Source organism: Geodermatophilus sp. SYSU D01180 (assembly GCF_054050415.1).
This window is the reverse complement of the sequence record NZ_JBJGZH010000005.1, coordinates 178,461-202,452: the sequence shown is the minus strand read 5'-3', so window position 1 is coordinate 202,452 and position 23,992 is coordinate 178,461. Positions and strand designations below refer to the sequence as shown.

Here is a 23,992-nt window from a genome sequence, read left to right as displayed (position 1 = left end):
GGACAGGAAGGACCGATGCCTCGATGGCACAGCCCGAGCGCTCCCCGCGGCACCTCCCGCGGGCCGGCACGGCCGCGCAGCCGACGGCACTGCCCGTCGGCCGCGTCCGGCCGCTGACCGCGGCGACGCTCGAGCAGCACGGGGCCCGGCTCACCGTCCCCACCTACGACCGGGCGTCGCTCACGCCGTCGGTGGTGCACCTGAGCGTGGGCGGGTTCTCCCGCGCCCACCAGCTCATCTACTTCGACGAGGTCGCCCAGCAACGGATCTCCACGGAGTGGGGCGTCGTGGGCGTCGGCCTGCGCGCCCGGCGGCTGCGGGAGGCCCTCGCACCGCAGGACAACCTCTACACCGTCGTCGAGCGCAGCCCCGACGGCGAACGCGCCCGGGTGGTCGGCGTCCTCACCGACTACCTGTTCGCCCCCGACGCCCCGGCCGCGGTCCTCGACCGGCTCCGCGACCCGCGCACCCGCGTGGTGACCATGACGATCACCGACGCCGGGTACCTGCTCGACCCCACGACCGGCGTCTTCACCCCCGACGACGACGTCCGGCACGACCTCGCGCACCCCGGCGCCCCGCGCACCGTCTTCGGGTTCCTCGTCGAGGCGCTCGACCGGCGCCGCCGGGCCGGCGCGGCGCCGTTCACCGTCGTCTCCTGCGACAACCTGCACCGCAACGGCGACGCCACCCGGGCCGCCGTCACCGGGTTCGCCGCGCTGCGCGACGAGGTCCTCGCCCGGTGGATCACCGACCGCGTCGCCTTCCCCAGCAGCATGGTCGACCGGATCACCCCGCAGACGACGCCCGAGGAGCGCGAGGCGCTCGCCCGCCGGTACGGCGTCGACGACCGCTGGCCGGTCCTCACCGAGCCGTTCTCCCAGTGGGTGATCGAGGACTCCTTCTGCAACGGCCGGCCGCCGCTGGACGCCGTCGGGGTCCGGTTCGTCCGCGACGTCACCGACCACGAGCTGATGAAGACCCGGCTGCTCAACGCCAGCCACTCCGCGCTCGGCTACCTCGGCACGCTGGCCGGGCACGAGCGGATCGACGTGCTCATGGACGACCCGGTGTTCGCCGCGTACGCCGCCCGGCTCATGGACGACGAGGTCACCCCGCTGATCCCCGTGCCGGAGGGCATCGACCTGTTCGAGTACAAGGCCACGCTGCTGCAGCGCTTCGCCAACCCGGCGATCGCCGACCGGCTGTCCCGTCTGTGCCGCCGCGGGTCGACCAAGCTGCCGCACCACCTGCTGCCCTCGCTGCGCCAGGCCCTCGCCGAGGACCGCCCGCACGCGCTGCTGACCCTCGCCCTGGCCGGCTGGGTCCGGTACCTGCAGCGGGTCGACGAGCACGGCCGGTCGCTGCCGATCGAGGACGACCGCGGGCCGCACCTGCAGGCCCTGGCCCGCGCCGGCGGCGACGACCCGCGCCTCCTGCTGGCCGACGAATCGGTCTTCGGCGACCTCGGCTCGGTCCCCGGGTTCGCCGACGAGCTGGCCGGCGCCGTGCGCCGGCTCCGGTGCGACGGCGTCCGCCAGACCGTCGCCGCCGCCACCGCCGCGAGCGCCCGGTGAGCGCGCCCCGCACCGGCGGGGCGGCCGCGGTCCTCCCCCGCGACGTCGTCGCGGGCCTGACCGCGCTGCTCTGCGACGCCGACGGCAACCTGTTCCCCTCCGAGGAGCCGGCCTTCGTCGCCTCCGCCGAGGTCACCAACCGCTTCCTCGCCGAGCTCGGCGACGCGCGCCGGTTCACCCCGGAGGAGCTGCGCCTGGCCACCACCGGGATGAACTTCCGGACGACGTCGCACCGGCTGGCGGCCGAGGCCGGCCGCCCCGAGGTCGACGTCGAGCCGTGGGTGGCCGAGGAGAAGCGCGCGGTGACCGCCCACCTCGGCGAGCACCTGCGCCCGCACGGGCCGACCAGCGCCGCCCTCACCGCGCTCGCCCCGCACCTGCGGCTGGCCGCGGTGAGCTCCAGCGCGCTGGCCCGGCTGGCCGCCTGCTTCACCGCCACGGAGCTGGACGGGCTCATCCCGCCGTCGGCCCGGTTCAGCGCCGAGGACTCGCTGCCGGTGCCCACGAGCAAGCCCGACCCGGCGGTCTACCTGTACGCCTGCGAGCGCCTGGGGATCGCCCCGGAGCAGGGCCTCGCCGTGGAGGACTCCGTCCCGGGGGTGCTCTCCGCGGTCCGCGCGGGTTGTCCCACGGTGGGCAACCTGCTGTTCGTCCAGCCCGCCGAGCGCGCCGAGCGCGAGGCCGCGCTGGAGGAGGCCGGCGTGCTCGCCGTCGTCTCGTCCTGGCAGGAGCTCGCCGACCTGCTGCTGCCCGTCCTGACCGGAGGTGGTCGATGAGGATCGTCTACACCAGCTTCCGCGGCCTGTTCTCCGACAGCCCGCGCGCCGTCTACGAGGCGCTGGTGGCCCGCGGCGACGACGTCACGCACACGTGGCTGACCGCGCCGGTCGCCGAGTCCGCCTTCCCGGCCGACGTCGAGACCGTCCCGTTCGGCAGCCCCGGGAGCATCGCCGCGCTCGAGGCCGCCGACGTCGTCGTGTCCAACGACCACGTGCCGCTGGACTGGGAGAAGCGCCCGGGCGCCTTCTACCTGCAGACCTGGCACGGCACCCCGCTCAAGCGGATCCACAACGACGTCCTCTGGGCGCCGGAGGGCCGGCTGGCCTACCTGGAGCACGACATCGCCCGCTGGGACGCGATGCTCTCCCCCAACCCCTACAGCACCGGCCGGTTCCGCCAGGCCTTCGGCTTCCGCGGGCCGGTGCACGAGACCGGCTACCCCCGCAACGACCTGCTCTCCAGCCCCCGGCGGGACGCGGTGCGCGCGCGGGTGCGGGCCGGGCTCGGCATCGACGACGACGCCCGCGTCGTCCTCTACACCCCCACCTGGCGCGACGACCTGGTCTTCGAGGGCACCGGGGAGCGCGACTTCCACTTCCCGGTCGACCTCGCCGACTTCACCGACCGGCTCGGCAAGGACCACGTGCTGCTGCTGCGGCTGCACAACATGGTCTCCGACCGGCTCGAGTCGATCGACGGGATGCCGGTGCAGGACGTCTCGTCGTACCCGGACATCCGCGACCTGTACCTGGCCGCCGACGTGCTGGTCACCGACTACTCGTCGACGATGTTCGACTTCGCCGTCACCGGGAAGCCGATCCTGCTGTTCCCCTACGACCTCGACGAGTACCGCGACCGGCTGCGCGGGTTCTACATGGACCTCGAGCAGGTCGCGCCCGGGCCGATCGTGACGACCAGCGGGGAGCTGGTGGACGCGCTCGCCGACCTGGACGCCGTCACCGCGGAGCACGCCGACCGCTACCGGTCCTTCCGCGAGACCTACACCGCCCTGGAGGACGGCAACGCCACCGGGCGCGTCCTCGACCTGTTCTTCCCGCCCGGCGGCCCCGCCGGCGCGGCTGCCCCGACCCGAGGAGGGGACGACAGTGCGCATCGCTGACCTCGTGCAGACCCGGGTACCCGGCCGCAGGACCGGAGCAGCCCGACCGGCCGCCCGCACGCAGCCCTTCCCGCCGCAGGTGGTCATCCTGGCCGCCGGGATGGGCACCCGGCTGGGGCGCCCGCTGCCCAAGCCGCTGACGCCGCTGGTGGACGGCCGCAGCATCCTGCACCGCCAGCTGGACACGCTCGCGCAGGTCCTCGGCCCCGCCGTCGACGTCACCGCCGTCGTCGGGTTCCAGTGCGAGCTGCTCATGCAGGCCGCACCCGACCTGCGCTTCGCCTACAACCCGCACTTCGCGCGGACCAACACCTCCAAGAGCCTGCTGCGCGGCCTGCGGACCACCCGCGAGGGCGGCGTGCTGTGGCTCAACGGCGACGTCGTGTTCGACGCCGCCGTGCTGGAGGCCGTGGTGCCCGCGCTGGAGGCCGACGAGAGCTTCGTGTGCGTCGACACCTCCACCGTCGCCGACGAGGAGGTCAAGTACACCCTCGACGGGGAGGGCTTCATCGCCGAGCTGTCCAAGACGGTGACGGGCGGCCTGGGCGAGGCCGTGGGCATCAACCACGTCTCCTCCGCCGACAAGGCCGTGCTGGTCGAGCACCTCGACGGCTGCGCCGACCAGGACTACTTCGAGCGCGGCATGGAGACGGCGATCATCGAGGCCGGTCTGCGGTTCCGCCCGGTGGACATCTCGCGCTGGGCCGCCGTCGAGGTCGACTTCGAGGCCGACCTGGACCGGGCCAACGAGATGCTCTCCGGCGCCCGCCCGCACCTGCACCCGGTCCCCGACGGCACCGCCTAGCCGGACCGGCCCCCGGCCCCGGCCGGTCAGCTGACCGGCTGGGGCTCCGGCGCGGGCTCCTGCGGCGTGGACCGCTCCGGGTCGCGGAAGCGCCGGGCGGCGGCCAGCCCGCCGACGACGAGCCCGGTCCCGCCCGCGACGAGGACGGCGACCGCCACCCGGGCGAGCAGCTCCGGGCCGGCGCCGGCCACGTGCGCGCTCCACAGCACGTCGACGTCGGGCAGGCCCTGCACCAGCAGCAGCCAGCCGAGCACGACCGCGCACAGCCCGGCCATGACCCCCCGCCCGCGGCGGGCGGCGACCCAGCCGAGCACCGCCACCAGCGCCGCGGTGACCGCGGGCAGCAGCGCGGACACCACCGCCGCCGCGTGCGAGGACACGGTCACCGGCGGCTCGGGCGTGCTCGCCGCGTGCCACAGCGCGGCGGCGCCGCCCGCGACCAGCGCCCAGCCCAGCGGCCGCGGCGACCGGGCCAGCAGGCCGGCGGCCGCGACGGCGGCGGCCAGCACGAGGTGCAGCCCCCAGGTGAGCGCCGTCGACGGCGGCGGGCTCCAGGTGAGCACGCCGCGCACGGTCACCGCGGTGTCGCCGTGCCGCAGCGGGACGGTCCAGGCGAACACCGTCTGCGCGCGGTCCGGGTCGGCCGCGACTGCCGGGGGCAGCTGCCCCTCGGTCATCCAGTGCGTGCGGTGGTCGTGCCAGGTGTAATGCGGCTCGGTGGAGACGCGCACCCACTCCGGCTCGGCCCGCGGGTCGGCGTCCGCGGGGAGGGTCACCCGGCCGAACCGGTCGAGGTTGATGTAGGTGGCCGGGCTGTGCGCGTTGCGCCAGACGCCGTCCGGGCCGATCCGCAGGTAGGGCTCGTCGGAGTAGCCCGGCACGGTCACCTCGGTGCCGGTGGAGTTCACCAGCTCCAGGGAGTCCCCGAAGTCCAGCACGCGCACGCTCACCCCGGGCACCGCCGGCTGCACGGAGGTGACCCGGCCGGCGAAGTCGCTGCCGGCGACCTCGCCGCCGACGTGCGCCCGCGCCGGCCCGGCGAGCGCGAGGGTGGCCAGCACGCCGGCCAGGACGACCAGCAGCCGCGCGCCGGCGGCCCGGGCCCGCTGCACGGCGCCGCTCACGCGGCGTCGGCGACCAGGGCCAGGTCGCCGGCGATGTCCCGCGCGGTGTTGCCGGCGTCGAAGGCGACGTGCGCCTGGTCGTCGCCGCCGTAGAGGAGCAGCAGCGAGCTGTGCAGCCGGCCGTCCTCCTCGGCCAGCGGCACGCCGGCCGACAGCTGCGCCTGGTCGATCGCGTCCTGGTCACCGGTCAGCCCGACGAACTGCGCGGACAGGTCGGCGTCGAACCGGTCCAGGTACTCCCCCAGCACCTGCGGGGTGTCGGTGGCCGGGTCGGTGGTCACGAACACCACCTGCACCTGCTCGGCCAGCGCCGGGTCGGTGTCGCGCAGGGCGAGGGCGACGTCGGCCATCGTCGTCGGGCAGATGTCGGGGCAGTTCGTGTAGCCGAAGAACAGCAGCGTCGGGCGCCCCGCCGTGACGGACGCGAAGTCGTAGGACGCGCCGGTCTGGTCGGTCAGGGTGAACGAGGGCCGCTGGTAGGGGTCGGGCAGGTCGAGGCCGGCGTAGGTGTCGTCGGGCCCCTCGACCGTGGCGAGGGACCCGCCCGAGTGGTCCCCGTCGGCATGGGAGTGGCCCTCGGCGGCCGCCGCCTGGTCCCCGTCGTCGGAGCCGCAGGCGGACAGCGCCAGGCCGGCGGCGAGGAGCAGCGCGGCGCTCCGGCCGCGTCCGGGAGCGGTCACGAGGACACGGTACGTCGGCCCGCGCGGTACCCGAGGACGACGCCCGCGAGCCCGACGGCCAGCGCCAGGATGGCGAGGAACAGCGCCAGCCCGGCCGGCTCGTTGCTCACCCCGGTGTCGTGGGCGTGCCCGTCGGTGGCGGCCGCGGTGCCGGTGGCGGCGGCATCCTCGGAGGCGGCGGTCAGCGTCAGGGTCGGCGCCGGGTTCTCCGGCTCCTCCTGACCCTCGACGGTCGGCTCGATCCACGCCGACTCGGTGCCGTCGCTGTAGGTCTGCACCGTCGGGAACGACAGCGTGTCGGCGTCCGGGAACGGGCCGCCGGACAGCGAGAACTCCTGGAACTGGCCGGGCGCGATCCCGCCGCCGGCGTCGGCGCGGAACTCGACCACCGAGACGTAGCTGGTCATCTGCGTCCCGTGGTTGTCCACCGGCTCGGGCAGCTCGGCGGAGGTCGTGACGACGGTCCACCCGGGCACCGGCAGGGTCCGCAGCGAGGCCAGCGCCTCGTCCTCCGGGATCGAGATGCGCACCGAGACCGTGCTCGCGGTGTCGCTCTCGTTGGGCACCCGGAAGGTCAGCTTCCCGTAGCCGCCGGCGGCGGCGTCGGCCGACGAGACCGTCACGTGCGCCGACGCGGTGGCGGCGACCACGACGGACGCGACCAGGGCGGGCAGCACGGCGGCCAGGACGACGCCGGCGCGGGCCAGCGGTCGCAGGATGAGGGACACGGTTCTCCTTCTGTCGTCCCGCGGAGGGGGTCTCAGCGCACCGGGAAGTCGGTGCTGGCGGTGGTGGCGGTGAACTCGTCGAGCCGGACGCTGACGGCGACGGTCCAGGTGCCGGCGCCCGGGATCGACATCCCGTCGGCCACCCAGTGGCCGGGGCCGGCGGGCTCGAGGTCGACGTCGAGCGGGCCGATCTCCTGCTCCGGCTCGGTGAGCGTCACGCGCAGGTCGGCCGGCTGGGCCAGCTGCCCGTCGTCGTCGAACAGGTAGACGTGCAGCGTGTTGGCGCCGGGGCGGGCCGGGTCGATCGACAGCTGGACGCTGCCGGACTCCCCCGCCGACGACTGCAGCGGCAGGGTGACGTCGACCGGCTGGGCGGCCGTCGCGCGGGCCGGCGGGGTGCCCACGAGCAGCGCGGACAGCACCAGCACGGCGGCGGCGACGGCGGCCTCGACCAGGATCGTGCGGCGCAGCGGCGCGACGTCCTCGACGGCGCCGCGGGCCTGCGCCTCGGCGCGGGCGCGGGCGGCCTCGGTGACCGCCGGCTCCTCGGCGCCGGCGCCGGGGGCGGCGAGGGCGTGCGCGGGCACCCGGCGGCGGCCGCCCGGCCGCGGCCGGGGAAGGCCGAGGTGCTGCTGCACCCACACCCGCGAGACGCCGGCGGCGGCGAGCAGGAGCAGGACCAGCGCGAGCTTGGCCAGCAGGATCCAGCCGTAGGTCGTGGAGACCAGGGCGGCCGGCGAGCCGACCTCGCGCACCGACTGGACGACGCCGGTGACCACCAGCGCCGCCACGGAGCCGGAGGCGATCCGCGACCAGCGCGGCAGCGCCGCGGCCAGTTCCCCGGCCCCGACGCCGGGCCGGAGCAGCCCGGCCAGCAGCGCGGCCAGCCCGCCCAGCCACAGCGCCATGGCCGCGACGTGCACCGCGGTGACGGCGGTGGCGAACACCGGGACGCTGCCGGCCACCGGGTGCCCGACCGCCGCGGTGGTGAGGACGACGCCGGCGCCGAGGACGACCGGCCCCGCCGCCTCCTGCGGCTGCGGTGCGGTCCCCCGGCGCCACAGCGGCACCAGCAGCGCGGCGAGCAGCAGCGCGAGGGCGCCGCGGCCGAGCGTGGTCAGGCCGTAGGCGGAGGAGCCGGTGGTGGACAGCAGCGCCGGGTCGAGCACCGACCCGAGCCCCACCCCGCCCGCGTACGGGCCCTGCAGCACGAAGGTGAGCACCGCGGCCCCGGCGACCGTTCCCAGCCCCGCCGTGGTCAGCCGCCGCATCCGCCGCGAGGCCCAGCCGGCCGGCCAGCACAGCAGCAGGAAGGCGGGCACGCCCAGGCCCACGGCCTCGCCGGCGAACCCGAGGGCCCGCGCGGCCGGCAGCGCGGCGGCGACGAACGGGTCGGCGTCGGGGTCGGCGGCCACCGCCCCGGCGTCGGCGAGCTCGCCGTCCCCGACGACGAAGGCGTAGGCCCCGCTGACCGGGTGCGAGTCGGCCGAGACCACCCGGTAGGTGACGACGTAGCTGGCGTCGGGCAGGCCGCCGCGCAGCGGGATGGTGACCGTGTCGTCCTGCACCGACGCGGCCCCGGTGTCCACGCGCTCGCCGTCGTCACCGAGGACGCGGGCGTAGCCGGCGCCGAGGGACACGCCCTCGGTGAAGCGCAGGGTGACCTGGCCGGGCACCGCGTCGAGGCGGGCGCCCTCCCCCGGGTCGGTGGAGACCAGCTCGGCGTGCGCGGCGGCGGGGCCGGCGGTGGCCACGCCGAGGCCAAGCCAGCCGGCGAGCAGCACGAGCAGCAGCAGCGCCGGCCGCGGCGAGCGGCGGGCCGGGACGGCGGCACTCACGCGACCACCCGCCGGGCCGTCGCGGGCGCGGCCGCCCGCCGGGGCCGCTGCCGCCAGGCGACGACGGCGATGAGCACGACGCCGGCGAGCAGCAGCAGGTGCGCGGCGGCGCGGTCGGCGTGCACGTGGCCGGCCTGCAGGTCGCGCACCGTGGCGACGGTCAGCAGGACGGCGAAGGTCACGAGGAACGGCAGGGCACCCGCGGCCAGCCGGGGCGCGGCGGCGACGGCGAGGAAGGCGGCCGCGACGGCGAGGTTCCACGCGCCGGTCTCGTGCGCCACGTGCACCGGCGCGCTCATCGCCGCGGTGCCGCCGGACAGCGCCGGCCACGCCAGGCCGGCCTGCGCCACGCCCACGGCGAGCAGCGCCAGCCGCAGCGCCGACTGCACCAGCCGGGCGCGCGCGGCCGCCGCGGTGCCGGGCAGCTGCCGCGGCAGCGCGCCGAGGACGGCGGCGGTGAGGTCGGGCACCGGCGGCGCCGGGGCCAGCCGCGCCCGGCGGGTCACCGCCTCCGCGGCGTCGGCCCACCCGGCGCACGCGGGGCACGCGGCGAGGTGGCGGTCGAGGTCGGCGGCGGGCACGCCGAGCGGCTCGCCGTCGAGTCGCGCGGAGACCGCCTCGCGGAAGGGGGCACACTGCATGTCGTCGTAGTCGTCACGGAGGGCCCGTCCGGTTCCCGGGACAGGCCCGGTTGTGACGGAGGGAACACGTGGACGAGCTCGCGCGGGTCGCGGCGGCCGCCGTCGACGGCGACCCCCTCGCCGCGGCGACCCTCGTGCGGTCCACCCAGTCCGACGTCTGGCGGCTGTGCGCCGCGCTCGGCGACCGGGACTCCGCCGACGACCTGACCCAGGAGACCTACGCCCGCGCCTTCGCCACGCTGCACCGCTTCGAGGGCCGCTCCTCGCTGCGGACGTGGCTGCTGGCGATCGCCCGGCGGGTCTGCGCCGACGCCGTCCGCTCGCGGCGCCGCCGGCGCCTGACCCTGGTCCGCGACGACGCCGACCTGGAGGCCCTCGGCCGCGGCGAGGACGCCGACCGGGTGGGCGAGGGCGCCGCCGTCACCGACCTGCTGGCCCGGCTGGACCCCGACCGCCGGGAGGCCTTCGCGCTGACCCAGCTGCTCGGGCTCTCCTACGCCGAGGCCGCCGAGGTGGCCGGCTGCCCGGTGGGCACGATCCGCTCGCGGGTCGCCCGCGCCCGGGCCGACCTGGTGGAGGCGCTCGGCGCCGGCGCTCAGGAGGGGCCGGACGCAGCCCGCGGGTGAACCTGAGCTGAACCGCGCGTGAACGGGTACCTATGCTGCCCGACGGCCGTGCGACCGCTCATCCGCGGCGGGCGCCTCCCCGAACCCCGCCGATCCGGAGTCCCTTCGTGCCCTTCAGCCTGACCCCCAAGGACCAGAGCTTCTACACCCTGTTCAGCGACTCGGCGCAGAACCTGGTGGCGGCCACCGACGTCCTGGGCGAGTTCATCCACGACCACGCCCGCCGCACCGAGCTCGCCGACCGGCTGCGCGACCTCGAGCACACCGGCGACCAGTCCACGCACGCGATCTTCCGGCAGCTGAACTCCAGCTTCGTGACGCCGTTCGACCGCGAGGACATCTACAGCCTGGCCAGCCACCTCGACGACGTCATGGACTTCGTGGAGGCCGCCGCCGACCTGGTGATCCTCACCGGGCTGGGCACCCTGCCGGCCGAGATGGGCCAGCAGACGGCGCTGCTGCAGCGCGCCGCGGAGACCACCGCCGAGGCGATGCCGCGGCTGCAGACGATGAAGGCCCTCCCCGACTACTGGATCGAGGTCAACCGGATCGAGAACGAGGCCGACAAGCTCTACCGGCGGCTGCTGTCCCGGCTCTACAGCGGCGAGTTCGAGGCGCTGGAGGTCCTCCGGCTCAAGGAGGTGGCCGACCAGCTCGAGGAGGCCGCCGACGCCTTCGAGAAGGTGGCCAACGTCGTCGAGTCCATCGCCGTGAAGGAGTCCTGAGCGTCGATGGACGCGGCCTTCGTCGCGCTGGTCGTCATCGTCGTCGTCGCCCTGGCCTTCGACTACACCAACGGGTTCCACGACGCCGCCAACGCCATCGCCGTCGCCGTCTCCACCAAGGCGCTGACGCCGCGGGTGGCGCTGGCGCTGGCGGCGGTGATGAACCTGGTCGGCGCCCTGCTGTCCACCGAGGTCGCCAAGACCGTCGGCGCCGGGATCATCGAGGCGCCGACCGGGACCGGCGGGCTGGAGATCGTCTTCGCCGCGCTGGTCGGCGCGATCGCGTGGAACCTCATCACCTGGTACTTCGGGCTGCCCTCGTCGTCCTCGCACGCGCTGATCGGCGGCCTGGTGGGCGCCGCACTGGCCGCGGCCCACGACGTCCAGTGGCTGGGCGTCGTCGACAAGGTCGTCATCCCCATGGTCGTGTCGCCGCTGGTCGGCTTCGGCCTCGGCTACCTGTTCATGCTCGTCATCCTGTGGACCTTCCGGCGGGCCAACGTCACCCGGGCCAACCGGGGCTTCCGCTACGCGCAGATCGTCAGCTCCGCGACCATGGCGCTCGGCCACGGCCTGCAGGACGCCCAGAAGACGATGGGCATCATCACGCTGGCGCTGTTCACCGCCGGTGAGATCGACGACTTCGAGGTGCCGCTGTGGGTCGTGCTCGCCGCGGCCCTCGCGATCAGCGCGGGCACCTACGCCGGCGGGTTCCGGATCATGCGCACCATGGGCCGGCGGATCATCCAGCTCACCCCCGCCGGCGGCTTCGCCGCCCAGACGGTGGCCTCCGGCGTCATGGTCACGACGGCGACCGTGTTCGCCGTGCCGGTCTCGACGACGCACATCACGACGACGTCGATCATGGGCGTCGGGTCGACGCGGCGGCTCTCGGCGGTCCGCTGGGGCGTGGCCGGCAACATCGTCGTCGCGTGGGTCGTCACCCTGCCGGCCGCCGGCGCGGTGGCCGCGCTGGCGTACCTCCTCACCGGCCTCGTCGTCGGCTGACCGCCGCTCCCCTGACCGGGGGTCACCCCGCGACGCGCTGCGGGGTGACCCCCGTCTCACCGACCCCCGCTGGCATAACCCGATCGATCTGGTAGACATAGTCCTCGTGGCGGCGACGACGGTGCTCCTGGTGGGGCGGATCCACGTCGACCTGCTGCGCGTCTGCACGGCCACCTGTCCGGGCCGCTGACGCCCGCGCCCCCCGGGGCGCCCCTCCCCTCGCACGACCCGCGTCGAGTCGCGCCCTGACGCGCGCCCGCGGCCCGCCTCCCAGCCGGACAGGAGCCCCGCCCCCGTGAAGACCTTGATCGTGCTCGCCCTCGCCGGGCTGGGCGCCCAGCTCGTCGACGGGAGCCTGGGCATGGCCTACGGCGTCACCTCGACGACGCTGCTGCTCGCCTTCGGCACCAACCCCGCCGCCGCCTCGGCGACCGTGCACTTCGCCGAGATCGGCACCAGCCTGATGTCGGGCGTCGCCCACTGGAAGTTCGGCAACGTCGACTGGAAGGTCGTGGCCAAGGTCGGCGTCCCCGGCGCCGTCGGCGCCTTCGTCGGCGCGAACGTCCTCTCCAGCCTCTCCACCGAGGTCGCCGCCCCGGTGATGTCGCTCATCCTGCTCGCCCTCGGCGTCTACCTGCTGGTCCGCTTCACCCTGCGTGGCATCGACCGGCGCAACATCGGCCGGCCGGTGCGCAAGCGCTTCCTCGCCCCGCTCGGCCTGGTGGCCGGCTTCGTCGACGCCACGGGCGGCGGCGGCTGGGGCCCGGTCGGGACGCCGGCGCTCCTGGCCAGCGGCCGCATGGAGCCCCGGAAGGTCATCGGCTCGATCGACACCTCCGAGTTCCTCGTCGCGCTGGCCGCCAGCCTGGGCTTCCTCCTCGCGCTCGGGTCGCAGGGCATCGACTTCGTGTGGGCGCTGGGCCTGCTCGCCGGCGGCCTGGTGGCCGCGCCGATCGCCGCGTGGCTGGTGCGGCACGTGCCGCCGCGGCTGCTCGGCTCCCTGGTCGGCGGCATGATCATCCTGACCAACACCCGCACGCTGCTGCGCAGCGACTGGATCGACGCCTCCGACCCGGTCCGCTACTCGGTCTACGCGGTGATCTACCTGGTCTGGGCCGCCGCCGTCGCCCACTCCTTCCGCCAGTACCGGAAGGACCGCGCGCAGGAGTCGGCCGACGCCCTCGCCGCCGAGGCCGCGCGCCTGGCCGAGGACGAGCACCTGCACACGCCCGACGCGGCGGACGTCGCCGACCTCGAGCGCAGCCTCCGCGCCGGCCGCCCCGCCGACCCGCGCGACTGAGGCCGCAGCACGTCACGGGAGGCCCCGTCCGGCAGTTGCCGGGCGGGGCCTCCCGTCGTCTCAGCGGCCGCCCAGCAGCGCCGCCTCGAGCTCCCCGGGGAGGCCGGGCTCGGGCAGGCCGTGCGGGGTGGGCAGCCGCTCGGGGTCCCGCCGCAGCCAGGTCCAGGTGTCGGCGACGGTCTCGCGGACCGGCCGGCTGGGCAGCCCGAGCGACCGCGCGCGGGTCGTGTCGACGTCCCACGCCGTCGCCGCCACGTCCCGGGGCAACCAGAACGGCAGGTGCAGCCAGGGCTCCACGCCCGCGGCCAGCAGGTCCTCCTCCGGCACCGGGACGAGCTCCGCGTCGCTGCCGGTGACCTCCCGGCACGTCTCCAGCAGCCCGCCCAGGGTCGTCATGCCGGCCGGGCCGGTGGCGTTGACCGGGCCGTCCTGCCCGCGCGCGGCCATCTCGACCAGCCAGCCGGCCAGGTCGCGGGCGTCGACCAGCGCGATGGGCTGCTCCAGCGCGCCGGGGACGACGACGCGGCCGCCGCGGGCGATCCGCTGCAGCCACCACGGCAGCCGGCGCACGTTGTCGTGCGGGCCGAGGATGAGACCGGCGCGGGCGGTGAGGAACCGCCCCGGCAGCGCCGCGCCCAGCACCCGCTCCGCGTAGGCCTTGTTCGGGCCGTAGTCGTCGTCGGGGGTGTCCCAGGTGGGGTCGTCCTCACCGCGGACCGGGCCCGGCGGCCACGTCGAGTAGGCGTTGAGGCTGCCGACGAACGCGTAGCCGCGCACGCCGGCCAGGGCGGCCGCGGCGGAGTCGGCGGCCGCGCGGGTCTGGCAGGAGGTGTCGACGACGACCTCCGGCGTCCAGCCGTCCAGGGCGCGCGGGAGGGCGGCGGGGTCGTCGCGGTCACCGTGCAGCGGGCGCACGCCGCCGGGCGGCGCACCGGTGACGCCGCGGCTGAACGTGGCGACCTCGTGGCCGCGGTCGAGGGCCGCCGTCGCCACGTGCCGGCCGAGGAAGTGGGTGCCGCCGAGGACGAGGAGTCGCACGGGCCCACCCCAGCGGAGCCGCTCCCCCGCCGTCCACCCGGTTCGCGGACGGCGTACGCCGGTCCGCCCTCCGCGCGCGGGAGGCGGACCGGCGGGCGGGCGTCAGACGGCGCGGGTGACGACCGGGAGGTCGGGCACCTGCGGCAGCGGCTGGGAGCGGGCCGCGGCGAGCACCATCTGCGGCGACCGGGGCAGGCCGCGCCGGGTGCACAGCCGCAGCGCGCGCACGCCGGTGATGACGTCGGTCTCCGGCGGGACGACCAGCAGGTCCGCGCGCCGGTTGCCGCCGGCCCAGCTCAGGCACACCACGCCGGGGTCCATGCTGCGGAAGCCGCCGGTGCGCACCACCCGGCCGTCGACGAGGACCTTGCGCGGCGCCGGCAGCCACGAGTCCAGCGCGTAGGTGAAGCGCTCGACCCGCACGCCGCGGCGGTCGAGCGCGGCGATCAGCTCGGGCACCTCGACGGCGAGGTCGCGACCGCGGGGGAACCAGGCCCCGTCGAAGGCGTTCTCCCCCGACCCGGCGTCGGCCCGCAGGCTCACGCGCACGTCGATGCCCCCGCGGAACACCCCCGTGGTCCCCGTCGCCTCCGTGGTCGTCATCAGCAGTCCCGCCTCCCGCTCAGCGTGCTGCGGGCCCGCGTCCGGGCCCACCGGGCGACGGTAGGTCGGCGCGCCGCGGGGTCCCGGCGCGCCGCGGCCGGGCCTGTCGCGCCCCGACGGCCGGTCATCACCACCGGTCACGATCCGGTCACGGCAGCCCGCCGGCACGTCCGCGGAGACACGCAGGAGCCCCCGCCCGGCGATCCGGACGGGGGCTCCCGACTCGTCGGCCTCCTCGCAGGGGCCTGCCGCGAGCTCGCGAGCGGTGGGGGGCGAGGAGGTCCCTGCTTCAGGCCTTGGGCTTGCGGTTCTTCGCCTTGCCGCGCTCGTTCTGGTCGAGGATGACCTTGCGCACCCGGATCGCGGCCGGGGTGACCTCCACGCACTCGTCCTCGGCACAGAACTCCAGAGCCTGCTCGAGGTTCAGGATCCGCGGCGGGATGAGCCGCTCGAGCTCCTCAGCGGTCGAGGACCGCATGTTGGTGAGCTTCTTCTCCTTGGTGATGTTGACGTCCATGTCGTCGGGCCGGGAGTTCTCCCCGACGATCATGCCCTCGTAGACCTCGGTGCCCGGGGCGACCATCATCGAGCCGCGCTCCTGCAGCGAGAACATGGCGTACGACGTCGCCACGCCCTGCCGGTCGGCCACCAGGGAGCCGGTCGGGCGGGCGCGCATGTCGCCCATCCACGGCTCGTAGCCCTCGAGGTTGTGGTTGAGGACGCCGGTGCCGCGGGTCTCGGTGAGGAACTCGGTGCGGAACCCGATGAGGCCGCGCGAGGGGACGACGTACTCCATCCGCGCCCAGCCGGTGTCGTGGTGCACCAGGTTCTCCATGCGCCCGCGGCGGGAGGCCAGCGCCTGGGTCAGCGTGCCGACGTACTCGCCCGGCGTGTCGATCGTGACCCGCTCGACCGGCTCGTGCAGCTTGCCGTCGATCTCCTTGGTGACGACGGTCGGCCGGCCGACGGTCAGCTCGAACTCCTCGCGGCGCAGCTGCTCGACGAGGATCGCCAGGGCGAGCTCGCCGCGGCCCTGCATCTCCCAGGTGTCGGGGCGCTCGGTGGGGAGCATGCGCACCGAGACGTTGCCGACCAGCTCCTGGTCGAGCCGGTTCTTGATCAGCCGGGCGGTCAGCTTCTTGCCCGACTTGCCCGAGATCGGCGAGGTGTTGATGCCGATGGTGATCGAGATCGACGGCTCGTCGACGGTCAGCGGCGGCAGCGGGCGCGGGTCGTTCGGGTCGGCGAGGGTGTCGCCGATCATGATCTCCTCGATGCCCGCGATGGCGACCAGGTCGCCGGGGCCGGCGCTGTCGGCCGGGGTGCGGGTGAGTCCCTCGGTGACGAGCAGCTCGGTGATCTTGACGTTCTTGACCGAACCGTCGGTGCGGCACCAGGCGACCTGCTGGCCGCGCTTCATCTCACCGGAGTGGATGCGCAGCAGCGCCAGCCGGCCCAGGAACGGCGAGGCGTCGAGGTTGGTGACCTGCGCGCGCAGCGGCTCCTCGGCGTCGTAGGTGGGCGCCGGGATGGTCTCCAGCAGCGTCTTCACCAGCGGGCCGAGGTCCGGGCTGTCGGGGCTCGTGCCGTCGGCCGGCCGGGTGAGCGAGGCCTGCCCGGTCTTGCCGTTGCTGTAGACGATCGGGAACTCGAGGGCGTCGGTGTCCAGGCCGTTGTCCTCGAGCAGCTCCATGAACAGCTCGTAGGTCTCGTCGACGACCTCGGCGATGCGCGCGTCAGACCGGTCGGTCTTGTTGACCACGAGGATGACCGGCATCCCCTTGCCGAGCGCCTTGCGGAGCACGAAGCGGGTCTGCGGCAGCGGGCCCTCGGAGGAGTCCACGAGCAGCACGACGCCGTCGACCATGGACAGGCCGCGCTCGACCTCGCCGCCGAAGTCGGCGTGGCCGGGGGTGTCGACGATGTTCACCGTCACCGGGTTGCCGCTCTCGTCGGCCAGCCGGATGGCGGTGTTCTTGGCCAGGATGGTGATCCCGCGCTCGCGCTCGAGGTCCATCGAGTCCATGACGCGGTCCTGCGTCGTGTCGGCGTCGGTCCCCTCGCCCTTGGCGCGGCCGAGCGCACCGGCCTGGCGGAGGAGGGCGTCGACCAGGGTGGTCTTGCCGTGGTCGACGTGGGCGATGATCGCCACGTTGCGCAGGTCGTCGCGGGTGGGCATGCGGAAGGGCACCTCAGGGAGAGTCAGGGGGGATCCCGCGGCGGCGGCGCACGCGGTGTCCCGTACAACGGCCGCCGGGGTCGCGACCTTCCCACCCACCTTAGGTGGTCAGCGCGCGGGAACCTCCGCCTGCGGCCGGTCTGCCACCGCGTACGTCACCCCTGCGGCGGCGATCGTGACCAGGCTCACCGCCAGCCAGGCCGGCATCCCGGCGCCGAGGGCCAGCACGTGCGCCAGGACGAACGCGCCGACGTAGAGCGCGCCGAGCCCGAGGGCGACCGCCACGCCGCGGCGCTGCACCCACAGCCAGGCCGCGCCCAGCCCGCCGGCGAGGAACACCGCCCCGCCCAGCACCCGGACGCCGGTGCCCTGCGCGACGCCGAAGCCGGCCGCCAGCCCGACGGCGACGAGGGCGGCGGAGGACAGCCGGGTGCGGGCGCGGGTGAGCACGGACGTCGTCATGACCCCAGTGTCCCCGGAGGGGCACCGCACGATCAGGTGGGCTGATCGTGCGGCGTCCTGGCCGACCGCGGGCGGTGAGCCAGGACGCACGGAGGTGTGCCCGGACGCGCGAGGGCCCCGGACGCACGGATATGCGTCCGGGGCCCTCGCGACGTGCTGCAACGGCCTCCCTGCAGGGGCCCGCCGCGAGCCCGCGAGCGGTGGGGGCAGGGAGGTCCTCCGTCAGGCGGTGCGGAGGACGGCCTCGATCTCGAGCTCGACGTCGATCTTGTCGCCGACGACGACGCCGCCGCCGTCCATCGGCATGTCGATGTCGACGCCGAAGGCCTTGCGGGAGATGGAGGTCTTGGCGCTGAAGCCGGCGCGGTAGCCGCCGTAGGCGTCGGGGCCGAAGCCGTTGAGCTCGAGGGCCAGCGTGACCGGCTTGGTGATGCCCTTGATGGTCAGGTCGCCCTGGACGGTCCAGTCCTCGCCGTCGGCGACGACGCCGGTCGAGCGGAAGGTCATGACGGTGTGGTTGCCCACGTCGAAGAAGTCGGCGGAGCGGATGTGCGCGTCGCGCTGCTCCTGGCGGGTGTCGATCGAGTCCATGTCGACGGTGGCGGTCACCGAGGAGGCGGCCGGGTCCTCGGCGGTGACGATCTCGCCGGAGAACTGGGTGAAGTAGCCGCGGACCTTGCTCACCATCATGTGGCGGACGGAGAAGCCGACGGTGGAGTGGGTGGCGTCGATGTCCCAGGTGCCGGCGACGTAGCCGGGGATCTGGACGGCGGTGGTGCTGGTCATGGGAGGGACCTCTCGGTGGTTGAGCGATTGAGCTTCCGCGGTCCGTAGCGTAGTTGAGCGCTTGACTATTCCGCCAGTACCCTGACGGACATGACGACACAGGTGTCACCCGGAGCGGGGGCCGCCGCCGGGGAGCCGCGCTGGCTCGACGCCGAGGAACAGAAGGCCTGGCGGGCCTGGCTCTACAGCACCCAGCTGCTCAACGACCGGCTCGACCGCGAGCTCATGCGGGCCACCGGCATCCCGCACGCCTACTACGAGATCCTCGTCCAGCTGTCGGAGACGCCCGGCCGGCAGATGCGGATGAGCGAGCTCGCCGACCGCTGCCTGTCCTCCCGGAGCCGGCTGTCGCACGCGGTGTCCCGGCTCGAGGAGCGCGGGTGGGTGCGCCGCCAGGTCTGCGCCGAGGACGGGCGCGGGCTGCTCGCCGTCCTCACCGACGAGGGCTTCGCCGCCCTGGAGGGCGCCGCGCCGATCCACGTCGAGGGCGTGCGCACCCACCTGTTCGACCAGCTCACCCCCGAGCAGGTCGCGGCGATGCGGGACATCGGCGAGACGCTGCTGCGGCACCTGAACGAGGACTGAGCACCTCCCCCTGCGGTCCGACGGGCGGGTCCTCCCCCGGGTGGACGACGCGGGGTGCCGGGCTGCCTAGATTCGGCGCGATGGACGAGCGCGCACCCCTCGAGCAGCTGGCGGCGACGCTGCGCGACCGGCCGTTCGCCGTCGACGCCGCCTTCGCCGCGCTGGTCGGCCTGGTCACCGTCGTCGTGCCCGCGCAGTACTCCGGGCCGTCCCAGGGCGTCGCGTTCCTCCTCGGCGTGCTGCTGGTCGCCCCGCTGGCCTGGCGCCGCCGCGCCCCGGTCCCGGCGGCCGCCGTCGTCACCGGCGCGGGGCTGCTCGAGCTGGTCGCGGGCACCGAGTTCCTGCCCGCCAACGTCGCCGCGCTGCTCATGGTCCACGCGCTGGCCGCCTACGCGCCGCGCTGGGCGGCGCGGGCGGGGCTCGCCCTCGGCCTGGCCGGCGCCGTCCTCGCCTCGCTGCGCTGGTGGTCCTCGGGCGCCGACGACGCGCTGCTGGTCACGGTGGGCGCGATCGGCGTCGCCGTCGTCGCGGCCTGGGCGCTGGGCCGGCTGCGCCGCTCCCGGCTCGGCGAGATCGCCGGCCTGGCCGAGCGCGCGCGGCTGCTGGAGATCGAGCGGGACCAGGAGATGCGGCTGGCCGCCACCGCCGAGCGGGCCCGGATCGCCCGCGAGATGCACGACGTCGTGGCGCACTCCCTGTCGGTGGTCATCGCCCAGGCCGACGGCGGCCGCTACGCCGGGCGCACCGACCCCGCCGCGGCCACCGGCGCGCTGGAGGCGATCGCCGCCACCGGCCGCCAGGCGCTCACCGACATGCGCGCCCTGCTCGGGGTGCTGCGGGAGGACCGGGCGGAGGAGTACGCGCCGCAGCCCGACGTCGCCGCGGTCCCGGTCCTCGTCGACGACGTCCGGGCCAGCGGGCTCGACGTCGACCTGCTGGTGGAGGGCGAACCGCGGCCGATGGCGGCCGGTCCGCAGCTGGCCGCCTACCGCATCGTCCAGGAGTCGCTGACCAACGTGCTCAAGCACGCCGGGCCGAACGGGCGGGCGTGGGTGCGGCTGCACTGGCGCCCGGACTCCCTCGAGCTGTCGGTGCTCGACGACGGCCGCGGCGCCGCGGCGGCCCTGGCCGAGGGCGACGGGCACGGGCAGGGGCTGCGCGGCATGCACGAGCGGGCGCAGCTGCACCGCGGGCGGCTGGAGGCCGGCCCGCGCGCCGGCGGCGGCTGGCGGGTGCACGCGGTCCTGCCGCTCGGGGGTGCGCGGTGATCCGGGTGGCGCTGGTGGACGACCAGCAGATGGTCCGCGCCGGGTTCCGCATGGTCATCGACTCCCAGCCCGACCTGACCGTCGTCGGGGAGGCCGGCGACGGCGCCGCCGCGGTGGACCTGCTGCGCGCCACGGCGGCCGACGTCGTGCTGATGGACGTCCGCATGCCCGGCACCGACGGCATCGAGGCGACCCGGCAGGTGACCGCGCTGCCCGACCCGCCGCGGGTGGTCGTGCTGACCACCTTCGACCTCGACGAGTACGTCGTCGCCGCGATCGGCGCCGGGGCCAGCGGCTTCCTGCTCAAGGACGCGCCGCCGGAGGAGATGCTCGCCGCCGTCCGCACGGTGCACGCCGGCGACTCGGTGATCGCGGCCAGCTCCACCCGGCGGCTGCTGCAGCACGTGGCGCCGATGCTCCGCGGCGCCGGGGCGGCCCCCGCGCCGGCGACCGGGCTGAGCGAGCTGACGCCGCGCGAGCGCGAGGTGCTCGTGCAGATGGCGCTCGGCGCCACCAACACCGAGATCGCGCAGCGGCTGTTCGTCAGCGAGGCGACGGTGAAGACGCACGTCGGGCGGGTGCTGGCGAAGACCGGCTCGCGCGACCGCGTGCAGGCCGTCGTCCTCGCCTACCGCACCGGGCTGGTCTCCCCCGCCGACCTGCTCCGCGACGCCTGAGGCCCGTCCCGGGGGCGGCGGAAATGGCCATTTCTGCCGCCGGGGCACGGGGACGCACGACCGGGGGACGACGCCGGGGTCCGCCCGCGGGGGCAGGGACGGCGGACGCGGGATCACCGCTGACGACGACGCGGGACGACGGCGCCGACCGCGAGGGTCTCCGTCGTCCCCAGAAGCGATCCCCGGAGGTCCCCCGTGTCCGTCCCCGTCATGACCGTCCCCGGCGAGCCGCCGGCGTCGGTGTCGTCCGCCGCCGTCCGCACCACCGGCCTGACCAAGGTCTACGGCTCCGGCGAGACCTCCGTCCGCGCGCTGGACGGCGTCGACGTCGCGTTCGCCCGGGGCGGGTTCACGGCCATCATGGGCCCGTCCGGCTCGGGCAAGTCCACGCTCATGCACTGCCTCGCCGGCCTGGACACCGCCACCTCCGGCCAGGTGTTCCTCGGCGACACCGAGCTGACCCGCCTGCGCGACGACGCGCTGACCCGGCTGCGCCGCGACCGGATCGGCTTCGTCTTCCAGGCCTTCAACCTGCTGCCGGTGCTCGACGCGCGGGAGAACGTCGTGCTGCCGATGCAGCTGGCCGGCCGCCGCCCCGACCCGGCCTGGTTCGACGCCGTGATCGCCCGGCTGGGCCTGCGCGAGCGGCTGCGGCACCGCCCCTCGGAGCTCTCCGGCGGCCAGCAGCAGCGGGTGGCCATCGCCCGGGCGCTGCTCCCCCGCCCCGACGTCGTCTTCGCCGACGAGCCCACCGGCAACCTCGACTCGCGCGCCGGCGCCGAGGTGCTCGACCTGCTGCGCAGCAGCGTCCGCGAGACCGGCCAGACCGTCGTCATGGTCACCCACGACCCGACCGCGGCCTCCTACGCCGACCGGGTCGTGCTGCTCGCCGACGGCCGCCCCGCCGGGGAGGTCGAGCGGCCCACCGCCGCGTCCGTGCTCGAGGCGCTCCGCGGGCTCGGCGGCTGACCGTGCTGTCCACCACCCTCGCGAGCCTGCGCGCGCACCTGCCGCGGCTGGTCGCGTCCTGCCTGGCCGTGGTCCTCGCGGTCGCCTTCGTGGTCGCCACGCTCGTGCTCAACGAGACCACCCGCAGCACCGTGCTCACCGCCGCCGGCGCCCGCTACCTCGGCGCCGACGCCGTGGTCACCTCCGACGACGGCGGCCCGCTGCTCGACGACGTCCCCGCGCTCACCGCCCTGGACGGCGTCCGCGCCGTGGCGCTGGAGTGGGAGACCTCGGTGCAGGCGGTCGCGCCCGGCCGCACCGGCGCGCAGTACCTGCTGGTCGGCGCGGTCGCCGACGACCCGGCGCTGCGCTGGCAGCGGCTGGCCGACGGCGCGCTGCCCGACCGGCCCGGCGAGGTGGCCGTCAGCGAGCGCGTCGGCGCGGACGTCGGCGACGTGCTGCAGGTGACCGGCACCGCCCCGGACGGCACGCCGACCGCCACGCCCGTGACCGTCACCGGCGTCGTCGACCTCGGCGGCGACCCCGAGGCCGGCCTCCACGGCCGCGCCTGGGCCACCCCCGCGCAGGTCCGGGACTGGGGCGCGGCCGACCCGGTCGAGCTGCGGGTCGCCGGCGCCCCGGGCACCGACGCCGACGCCCTGGCCGCCGCGGTGCGCGACGCGCTCGCCGGGCAGGCGCTGACCGTGCGCACCGGCACCGGGCAGGCCGAGGACCGCGCGGCGTCGATGCTCGGCAACGCCACCGCGCTGGCCGCCGTGCTGCTGGTGTTCGGCACCGTCGCGGTCGTCGTCGCGGGGCTGGTCATCGCCAACACCTTCGCCGTGCTGCTCGCCCAGCGGAGCCGCGAGCTGGCCCTGCTGCGCTGCGTCGGCGCCACCGCCCGGCAGGTGCGCCGCGGCGTGCTGGCCGAGGCCACGGTCACCGGGCTGGGCGCCTCGGCGGTCGGCGTCGGGGCCGGCGTGGGGCTGGCCGCCGCGGTCTCCGCGCTCGCCGGCGGCGTGGACTCCCCCGTGCCGCTGTCCGGGCTCGCGGTGCCGCTCACCGCGGTCCTCGCGGGGCTGGCCGTCGGCACGCTGACCACCCTGCTGGCCGCGCTCGCCCCGGCCCACGCGGCGACCCGGGTGGCGCCGCTGGCCGCGCTGCGCCCCCTCGACCCCGCACCCCTGCGCTCCCGCCCGGGCGTGCTGCGCCTGGTGCTCGGGCTGCTGCTGCTCGTGCCCGGGGCGGGGCTGCTCGCGCTGGGCGTGGCGGTGTCCACGGTGTTCCTCGCGCTGCCCGGCGGCGTGGCGAGCTTCCTGGGCGTGGTCCTGCTCGCCCAGCGCGGGGTGCCGCCGGTGGTCCGCGCGGCGGGACGCCTGGTGTCCCGCGTCGGCGGGGTGCCGGCCCGGCTGGCCGCCGGGAACGCCACGCGCAACCCCCGCCGCACGGCCGCGACGGCGACCGCGCTGCTCATCGGCGTCACGCTGACCACCGCGATGGTGGTGGGCACCGCGTCCACCCGGGCGACGGCGACCGCCGGGCTGGCCGCCGCCTACCCCGCCGACGTCGTCGTCGAGGGGCTGGGCGGGGAGCTGCCGGCGTCCCTGCTGGACCGGCTCGGGGACCTGGACGGCGTCGCGACCGGCACCGCGCTCACCACCGCCGAGCCCGTCGGGCCCGACGGGCAGCCGTTGCGGTCCTACGGCGTGGACGCCGCGACCGCCGTCCCGGCGCTGCGGTCGACGGCCGACCTGCGGCTACCGAGGCCGGGCGAGGCGCTCGTCCCGCAGTGGCTGGCCGACTCCTGGTCGGTCGGCACGGGCGACCCGGTGCGGCTGTCCCTCGACGGCCGCGCGCTGACGCTGCGCGCGGAGGTCGTGGACGGGGACGCGCCGCTGCTGCTCGACGGCGCCGACCTCGCCGCCCTCGCCCCGGACGCCGCCGTCGGCCGGCTGTGGCTGCGGCTGGACGACGCCGGCGCCGACGCGCAGGCCGCCGTCGTCGACACCGTGACCGACACGGTCGGGACGGCGGTGCCCGACGCGCAGGTGACCGGCGTCGTGAGCCTGCGCCAGCAGATGGACCGGGTGCTCGACGTGCTGCTGCTGGTGGTCACCGGCCTGCTCGGCGTCGCGGTGGTCATCGCGTTGATCGGCGTGGGCAACACGCTGGCGCTGTCGGTGGTGGAGCGGCGGCAGGAGAACGGCCTGCTGCGCGCGATGGGGCTGACCCGCGGCCAGCTGCGCCGGCTGCTCGCGTGGGAGGCGGTGCTGGTCTCGGGGGTGGCCGCGGTGCTCGGCGTCGTCCTCGGCGGGGTCTACGGGGTGAGCGGCACCGCGTCGGTGCTGGGTATGGCCGGCGACGTCGTGGTCGCGGTGCCGTGGCTGCAGGTCGGCGGGATCGTCGTCGTCGCGACGCTGGCCGGGCTGCTGTCCTCGGTGCTGCCCGCCCGGCGCGCGGCCCGCACCGCCCCCGTCGCCGTGATCGCGGGGAC

Annotated in this window: 22 protein-coding genes and 1 pseudogene; 13 read left to right on the top strand and 10 right to left on the bottom strand. The window is 75.9% G+C overall.

Annotated elements, in window-relative coordinates; genetic code table 11:
• Positions 1 to 23: 23 nt before the first annotated feature.
• Genes ACI8AA_RS07380 through ACI8AA_RS07365 form a run of 4 tightly spaced genes read left to right on the top strand, consistent with a single transcriptional unit; the run spans position 24 to position 4,282 of the window.
• Complete coding sequence (locus ACI8AA_RS07380) at positions 24 to 1,577, top strand: mannitol dehydrogenase family protein (protein ID WP_457043841.1); 1,554 nt, start codon at positions 24 to 26, stop codon at positions 1,575 to 1,577.
• A complete protein-coding gene (locus ACI8AA_RS07375) occupies positions 1,574 to 2,353 on the top strand; it encodes an HAD family hydrolase (RefSeq protein ID WP_457043840.1) in 780 nt (259 codons plus the stop codon). The genes ACI8AA_RS07380 and ACI8AA_RS07375 overlap by 4 nt, the downstream gene beginning before the upstream one ends.
• On the top strand, positions 2,350 to 3,477 hold the full coding sequence (locus ACI8AA_RS07370; RefSeq protein ID WP_457043839.1) for a CDP-glycerol glycerophosphotransferase family protein: 1,128 nt from the start codon (positions 2,350 to 2,352) through the stop codon (positions 3,475 to 3,477). Before ACI8AA_RS07375 ends, ACI8AA_RS07370 begins: the two co-directional genes overlap by 4 nt.
• Positions 3,464 to 4,282, top strand: a complete 819-nt coding sequence (locus tag ACI8AA_RS07365) for a phosphocholine cytidylyltransferase family protein (protein ID WP_457043838.1) — start codon at positions 3,464 to 3,466, stop codon at positions 4,280 to 4,282. The genes ACI8AA_RS07370 and ACI8AA_RS07365 overlap by 14 nt, the downstream gene beginning before the upstream one ends.
• Before the next feature lie 26 nt (positions 4,283 to 4,308).
• Here the strand turns inward: ACI8AA_RS07365 and ACI8AA_RS07360 are convergent, their stop codons facing one another.
• The 5 genes from ACI8AA_RS07360 to ACI8AA_RS07340 are packed head-to-tail and all read right to left on the bottom strand — an operon-like array spanning position 4,309 to position 9,293.
• Positions 4,309 to 5,406: a hypothetical protein gene (locus tag ACI8AA_RS07360; protein WP_457043837.1), complete on the bottom strand. Its 1,098-nt coding sequence runs from the start codon at positions 5,404 to 5,406 to the stop codon at positions 4,309 to 4,311.
• Positions 5,403 to 6,086, bottom strand: coding sequence for an SCO family protein (locus ACI8AA_RS07355; protein WP_457043836.1), 684 nt, complete (start codon positions 6,084 to 6,086; stop codon positions 5,403 to 5,405). The genes ACI8AA_RS07360 and ACI8AA_RS07355 overlap by 4 nt, the downstream gene beginning before the upstream one ends.
• The gene (locus ACI8AA_RS07350; RefSeq protein ID WP_457043835.1) at positions 6,083 to 6,814 is read right to left on the bottom strand and encodes a YcnI family copper-binding membrane protein; all 732 of its coding nucleotides are present in this window, start codon (positions 6,812 to 6,814) and stop codon (positions 6,083 to 6,085) included. The genes ACI8AA_RS07355 and ACI8AA_RS07350 overlap by 4 nt, the downstream gene beginning before the upstream one ends.
• A 32-nt stretch (positions 6,815 to 6,846) precedes the next feature.
• Complete coding sequence (locus ACI8AA_RS07345; RefSeq protein ID WP_457043834.1) at positions 6,847 to 8,652, bottom strand: copper resistance CopC/CopD family protein; 1,806 nt, start codon at positions 8,650 to 8,652, stop codon at positions 6,847 to 6,849.
• The gene (locus ACI8AA_RS07340) at positions 8,649 to 9,293 is read right to left on the bottom strand and encodes a zf-HC2 domain-containing protein (RefSeq protein ID WP_457043833.1); all 645 of its coding nucleotides are present in this window, start codon (positions 9,291 to 9,293) and stop codon (positions 8,649 to 8,651) included. Before ACI8AA_RS07340 ends, ACI8AA_RS07345 begins: the two co-directional genes overlap by 4 nt.
• 68 nt (positions 9,294 to 9,361) lie before the next feature.
• On the opposite strand from ACI8AA_RS07340, the gene ACI8AA_RS07335 reads away from it, so the two are divergent.
• The 4 genes from ACI8AA_RS07335 to ACI8AA_RS07320 all read left to right on the top strand — a co-directional run bounded on the left by ACI8AA_RS07335 (position 9,362) and on the right by ACI8AA_RS07320 (position 12,952).
• The gene (locus ACI8AA_RS07335; protein WP_457043832.1) at positions 9,362 to 9,919 is read left to right on the top strand and encodes a sigma-70 family RNA polymerase sigma factor; all 558 of its coding nucleotides are present in this window, start codon (positions 9,362 to 9,364) and stop codon (positions 9,917 to 9,919) included.
• A gap of 107 nt (positions 9,920 to 10,026) precedes the next feature.
• On the top strand, positions 10,027 to 10,644 hold the full coding sequence (locus tag ACI8AA_RS07330; RefSeq protein WP_457043831.1) for a DUF47 domain-containing protein: 618 nt from the start codon (positions 10,027 to 10,029) through the stop codon (positions 10,642 to 10,644).
• Positions 10,645 to 10,650: 6 nt separating this feature from the next.
• Positions 10,651 to 11,652, top strand: a complete 1,002-nt coding sequence (locus ACI8AA_RS07325; protein ID WP_457043830.1) for an anion permease — start codon at positions 10,651 to 10,653, stop codon at positions 11,650 to 11,652.
• Positions 11,653 to 11,947: 295 nt separating this feature from the next.
• A complete protein-coding gene (locus tag ACI8AA_RS07320) occupies positions 11,948 to 12,952 on the top strand; it encodes a sulfite exporter TauE/SafE family protein (RefSeq protein WP_457043829.1) in 1,005 nt (334 codons plus the stop codon).
• Between the two features lie 60 nt (positions 12,953 to 13,012).
• On the opposite strand, the gene ACI8AA_RS07315 is transcribed toward ACI8AA_RS07320, so the two are convergent.
• The 5 genes from ACI8AA_RS07315 to ACI8AA_RS07295 form a co-directional block, all read right to left on the bottom strand.
• Positions 13,013 to 13,990 (bottom strand): NAD-dependent epimerase/dehydratase family protein, encoded by a 978-nt coding sequence (locus tag ACI8AA_RS07315; RefSeq protein ID WP_457043828.1) that lies wholly within the window; start codon positions 13,988 to 13,990, stop codon positions 13,013 to 13,015.
• A 102-nt stretch (positions 13,991 to 14,092) separates the two neighbouring features.
• On the bottom strand, positions 14,093 to 14,593 hold the full coding sequence (locus ACI8AA_RS07310; protein WP_457043827.1) for a DUF5994 family protein: 501 nt from the start codon (positions 14,591 to 14,593) through the stop codon (positions 14,093 to 14,095).
• A gap of 289 nt (positions 14,594 to 14,882) precedes the next feature.
• The gene (gene typA, locus ACI8AA_RS07305) at positions 14,883 to 16,772 is read right to left on the bottom strand and encodes a translational GTPase TypA (RefSeq protein WP_457043826.1); all 1,890 of its coding nucleotides are present in this window, start codon (positions 16,770 to 16,772) and stop codon (positions 14,883 to 14,885) included.
• 108 nt (positions 16,773 to 16,880) lie between these two features.
• Positions 16,881 to 17,234 carry a hypothetical protein gene (locus ACI8AA_RS07300; protein WP_457043825.1) on the bottom strand — a complete coding sequence of 118 codons (354 nt, stop codon included), beginning with the start codon at positions 17,232 to 17,234 and terminating at the stop codon, positions 16,881 to 16,883.
• Between the two features lie 222 nt (positions 17,235 to 17,456).
• Entirely contained in the window at positions 17,457 to 18,020 is a 564-nt protein-coding gene (locus ACI8AA_RS07295; RefSeq protein ID WP_457043824.1) for a YceI family protein, read from the bottom strand.
• Positions 18,021 to 18,110: 90 nt separating this feature from the next.
• On the opposite strand from ACI8AA_RS07295, the gene ACI8AA_RS07290 reads away from it, so the two are divergent.
• The 5 genes and pseudogenes from ACI8AA_RS07290 to ACI8AA_RS07270 form a co-directional block, all read left to right on the top strand.
• A complete protein-coding gene (locus ACI8AA_RS07290; RefSeq protein WP_457043823.1) occupies positions 18,111 to 18,605 on the top strand; it encodes a MarR family winged helix-turn-helix transcriptional regulator in 495 nt (164 codons plus the stop codon).
• Between the two features lie 80 nt (positions 18,606 to 18,685).
• Positions 18,686 to 19,873, top strand: a complete 1,188-nt coding sequence (locus ACI8AA_RS07285; protein ID WP_457043822.1) for a sensor histidine kinase — start codon at positions 18,686 to 18,688, stop codon at positions 19,871 to 19,873.
• On the top strand, positions 19,870 to 20,550 hold the full coding sequence (locus tag ACI8AA_RS07280; protein WP_457043821.1) for a response regulator: 681 nt from the start codon (positions 19,870 to 19,872) through the stop codon (positions 20,548 to 20,550). Before ACI8AA_RS07285 ends, ACI8AA_RS07280 begins: the two co-directional genes overlap by 4 nt.
• A gap of 195 nt (positions 20,551 to 20,745) precedes the next feature.
• The gene (locus ACI8AA_RS07275) at positions 20,746 to 21,519 is read left to right on the top strand and encodes an ABC transporter ATP-binding protein (RefSeq protein ID WP_457043820.1); all 774 of its coding nucleotides are present in this window, start codon (positions 20,746 to 20,748) and stop codon (positions 21,517 to 21,519) included.
• 725 nt (positions 21,520 to 22,244) lie between these two features.
• Positions 22,245 to 23,957, top strand: a pseudogene (locus ACI8AA_RS07270) (FtsX-like permease family protein); the annotation flags it as partial.
• Positions 23,958 to 23,992: the final 35 nt, after the last annotated feature.

Excerpts from the sequence above, each read along its gene's own strand:
- ACI8AA_RS07380 (WP_457043841.1), top strand. The coding sequence starts at position 24 with ATGGCACAGCCCGAGCGCTCCCCGCGGCACCTCCCGCGGGCCGGCACG.
- ACI8AA_RS07370 (WP_457043839.1), top strand. The coding sequence starts at position 2,350 with ATGAGGATCGTCTACACCAGCTTCCGCGGCCTGTTCTCCGACAGCCCG.
- ACI8AA_RS07340 (WP_457043833.1), bottom strand. The coding sequence starts at position 9,293 with ATGCAGTGTGCCCCCTTCCGCGAGGCGGTCTCCGCGCGACTCGACGGC.
- ACI8AA_RS07325 (WP_457043830.1), top strand. The coding sequence starts at position 10,651 with ATGGACGCGGCCTTCGTCGCGCTGGTCGTCATCGTCGTCGTCGCCCTG.
- ACI8AA_RS07310 (WP_457043827.1), bottom strand. The coding sequence starts at position 14,593 with ATGACGACCACGGAGGCGACGGGGACCACGGGGGTGTTCCGCGGGGGC.
- typA (WP_457043826.1), bottom strand. The coding sequence starts at position 16,772 with ATGCCCACCCGCGACGACCTGCGCAACGTGGCGATCATCGCCCACGTC.
- ACI8AA_RS07300 (WP_457043825.1), bottom strand. The coding sequence starts at position 17,234 with ATGACGACGTCCGTGCTCACCCGCGCCCGCACCCGGCTGTCCTCCGCC.
- ACI8AA_RS07295 (WP_457043824.1), bottom strand. The coding sequence starts at position 18,020 with ATGACCAGCACCACCGCCGTCCAGATCCCCGGCTACGTCGCCGGCACC.
- ACI8AA_RS07290 (WP_457043823.1), top strand. The coding sequence starts at position 18,111 with ATGACGACACAGGTGTCACCCGGAGCGGGGGCCGCCGCCGGGGAGCCG.
- ACI8AA_RS07285 (WP_457043822.1), top strand. The coding sequence starts at position 18,686 with ATGGACGAGCGCGCACCCCTCGAGCAGCTGGCGGCGACGCTGCGCGAC.